Source organism: Streptomyces sp. NPDC006265, from assembly GCF_040613555.1.
Classification (GTDB): domain Bacteria; phylum Actinomycetota; class Actinomycetes; order Streptomycetales; family Streptomycetaceae; genus Streptomyces.
The window spans coordinates 1-3,417 of record NZ_JBEXSH010000929.1; the positions used below are offsets into that span (position 1 = coordinate 1).

At 74.3% G+C, this 3,417-nt stretch carries 2 protein-coding genes; both read right to left on the bottom strand.

Going from position 1 to position 3,417, the window contains the following annotated elements; all coding sequences use genetic code 11:
* Window positions 1–19: 19 nt before the first annotated feature.
* The gene (locus ABZ281_RS42935) at window positions 20–1,762 is read right to left on the bottom strand and encodes a fatty acyl-AMP ligase (protein WP_356663520.1); all 1,743 of its coding nucleotides are present in this window, start codon (window positions 1,760–1,762) and stop codon (window positions 20–22) included.
* 71 nt (window positions 1,763–1,833) lie between these two features.
* Window positions 1,834–3,408 carry an acyl-CoA carboxylase subunit beta gene (locus ABZ281_RS42940; RefSeq protein ID WP_356663522.1) on the bottom strand — a complete coding sequence of 525 codons (1,575 nt, stop codon included), beginning with the start codon at window positions 3,406–3,408 and terminating at the stop codon, window positions 1,834–1,836.
* Between the last annotated feature and the right edge of the window lie 9 nt (window positions 3,409–3,417).

Here is a 3,417-nt window from a genome sequence, read left to right on the forward strand (position 1 = left end):
TGGGGCAGACGGTAAGAAGCTACGAAACACGCGGCTGTCCGCGTGTGGGGGGATAGCGGGCGCGGGTCAGCGCCCTCGACACCTTGCCGCTGGACGTGCGCGGCACCGTACCCGGCGGCACCACGACGACGTCGGCCAGCCGCAGCCCGTGCCGGGCGGACACGGCGCCGCGCACGGCACGCTCCAGCGCGGCCACGTCCAGCTCGGCGAGGTGCGCGGTCCGCGCGTGCTCCGCCACGACGACCGCACATTCGCCACCGGCGCCGCCCGGCACGGCGAAGGCGGCGAGCCGGTCCCGGCGCACCGCCTCGTGCGCCTCCTGCGCCGACGCCTCGACGTCCTGCGGGTAGTGGTTGCGCCCGTCGACGATGATCAGGTCCTTCAGCCGTCCCGTGACGACCAGCTGTCCCTCCAGCACCGTCCCCAGATCGCCCGTGCGCAGCCAGCGGCCCGGACCGGCCGCGGCGTCCGCGAACTCCGCGCCGAAGACCTCCTCCGAGTCCCGGTTCCAGTAGCCGTGGCCCACGTTCGGCCCCTGCACCCAGATCTCTCCCACCTCGCCCTCCGACAGCGGCACCCGCGTCACCGGGTCGGCGACCCGGACCCGCTGACCCGCCGGGGTGCCACAGCCCGCCAGCAACACCGCCCGGGGATCGTCGGGCCGGGCGGGCAGGGCCTTTCCGGCCGCCAGGGCGTCGCGGTCGAGCGCGAACCGGCTGAGCGGTTCACCCGGCCGGGCCGCGCAGACGAACACCGTGGCCTCGGCCAGCCCGTACGACGGGCAGTGCGTCCCGGGGGCCAGGCCCTGGTCCGCGAAGGCCGCGTGGAAACGGCCGGCGGTGCCCGGGCGGACCGGCTCACTGCCGTTGATCAACGCGGTCACCCTGTCCAGCCGCAGATCCTCCTTCTGGTCGGCGGTGACGGTCGCGACGCAGTAGTCGTAGGCGAAGTTGGGCGCCGCGCTCACGGCGTTCGGATGCGCGGCGAGCAGCCGCAGCCAGCGCACCGGCTCGTGAAGGAACGCCGCCGGGTCCATCAGCACCGACAGCGCCCCGCGCGCCACCGGGGCCGCGACGCTGAGGACCAGCCCCATGTCGTGGTAGAGCGGCAGCCAGCCCACACTGGTCATCGGGCGGGTGTCGAGGCCGTAGGCGGCCAGGGCCTGGCGGGCGTTGGCGACGACGTTGCCGTGGCTGATCTCCACGCCGGCCGGGGCGCGGGTCGAACCGGAGGTGTACTGGAGGTAGGCGGGTGCCCCGGGGTCCGGGGCGGCCGGTTGCCGGTCGCGGCCGTCGCCGTCGGGCACCTCGTCCGCGACCACGATCCGCGGCCCGCCGGCCCCGAGGAAATCCCGCACCTCGTCACGGGCCCGGCTCGTGGTCACCACCACCGAGGGACGTGCGTCGGCCAGGACGCCCGCGAGCCGGTCCGCGTGCCCGGGCAGGCCCGGCGTGTACAGCGGCACGGCGACCAGTCCGGCGGACAGGGCCGCGAGGAACGCGGCCACGTACTCCGTGCCCTGCGGACACAGCAGCGCGACCCGGTCCCCGGGCCCGGCCTCGTCGGCCAGGCGCGCGGCGAGCGCCCGCACGCGCACGTTCAACCGGTGCCAGGTCAGGGTGCGGTGGACGCCGCGCGAGTGCGGCGCCGGGTACTCGACGAAGGTGAAGGCCCGGCGGTCGGGTGTGGTCTCGGCCCAGTGCCGTACGTACTCCGGCAGCGTGGGGCACGCGGGCGCGAGCGGGGGGCGGCGGCTGTCCATCAGGCGGGGCTCCTCACGGCGCGGATCGGCCTACGGGTCGCAAAGAAGGGGAGAGGGGGAGGAGAGGGCGGCTAGAGGGGGATGTTGCCGTGCCGGCGTTCCGGCATCGGGGCGCGTTTGCCGCGCAGTGCGCGCAGGGCGCGGCAGACCTGCTCCCGCGTCTCGCGTGGCGCGATGACGGCGTCGACATAGCCGCGCTCGGCGGCGAGGTACGGGGTGCCGTGGGTGCGTTCGTATGCGGCGAGGAGGTCGGCGCGCAGCGCCTTTGGATCGTCGGACGCGGCGAGTTCGCGCCGGTGCAGGACACCCACGGCCCCCTCGGCGCCCATGACTGCGATCCGCGCGGTGGGCCAGGCGAGGTTGACGTCGGCGCCCAGGTGCTTGGACCCCATCACCGCGTAGCCGCCGCCGTACGCCTTGCGCACCACGACGGTGACCTTGGGGACGGTGGCCTCGGCGTAGGCGTACAGCAGTTTCGCGCCGCGCCGGATGATCCCGGCCTGCTCCTGACGCACCCCGGACAGATATCCGGGCACGTCGGCGAAGGTCAGCAGCGGGATGCCGAACGCATCGCAGAACCGGACGAACCGCGCGGCCTTCTCGGACGCGTCGATGTCGAGGACCCCGGCGGCGTGCAGCGGCTGGTTGGCGACGACGCCCACCGAGCGGCCCTCGACGCGGGCCAGGGCGCAGATGATGTTCGGCGCGAACAGCTCCTGCACCGCCAGCAGTTCACCGTCGTCGACGACCGCGTGCAGGATGTCCCGCATGTCGTAGGCCTCGCCGAGCCGGTCCGGGACGATCTCGTCGAGCCCGTCACCGGCCGGGGCGTGCCCGGGGGCGTACTCCGGGGGCCGTTCCAGGTTGTTGGCCGGCAGGTACGACAGCAGGTCGCGCACGGTGTCGAGGGCGTCCTCCTCGTCGGCGGCCAGGAAGTGGGCGTTGCCGTTGACGCTGTTGCTGGTGCGGGCGCCGCCCAGCTCCTCGGCGGTGGTGCGCTCGCCCGTGACGGTCTCGATGACGTCGGGGCCGGTGACGAACATGTGTGAGGCGCCGTCCACCATCACCGTGAAGTCGGTGATCGCCGGCGAGTACGCGGCACCACCCGCGCACGGGCCCAGGACGACCGAGATCTGCGGGATCACCCCGGAGGCCTTGACGTTGCGCCGCACCAGCTCGGCGTAGAGGGCGAGGGCGGCGACACCCTCCTGGATCCGAGCCCCGCCGGAGTCGTTCAGGCCGATCACCGGGCAGCCCGTCTTCAGGGCCAGCTCCATCAGGGCGACGGTCTTCTCACCGAAGGCCTCGCCCATGCTGCCGCCGAACACGGTGGAGTCCTGGGCGAACACGCACACCGGGCGGCCGTCGACCGTTCCGTACCCGGTGACCACGCCGTCGCCGTAGGGGCGGCGGGCGTCGTGCCCCGCGGGCCGGGCCCGGACGAACAGGCCGGTCTCGGTGAAGGAGTCCTTGTCCACGAGCCGTTCGATCCGCTCCCGGGCCGAGTACTCCCCTCGTCTGCGCGGCCCGCCCGGGGCCACCGCCCGCTCCCGGCGGTGCTCCAGGCCGGCGACGCGCTCCGCGGTGCCCCCGGGCGGGTGCGTCGCCGTCCCCCCCGGACCGGATGCTGTCACCTCTGTGCTCACAACCACCTC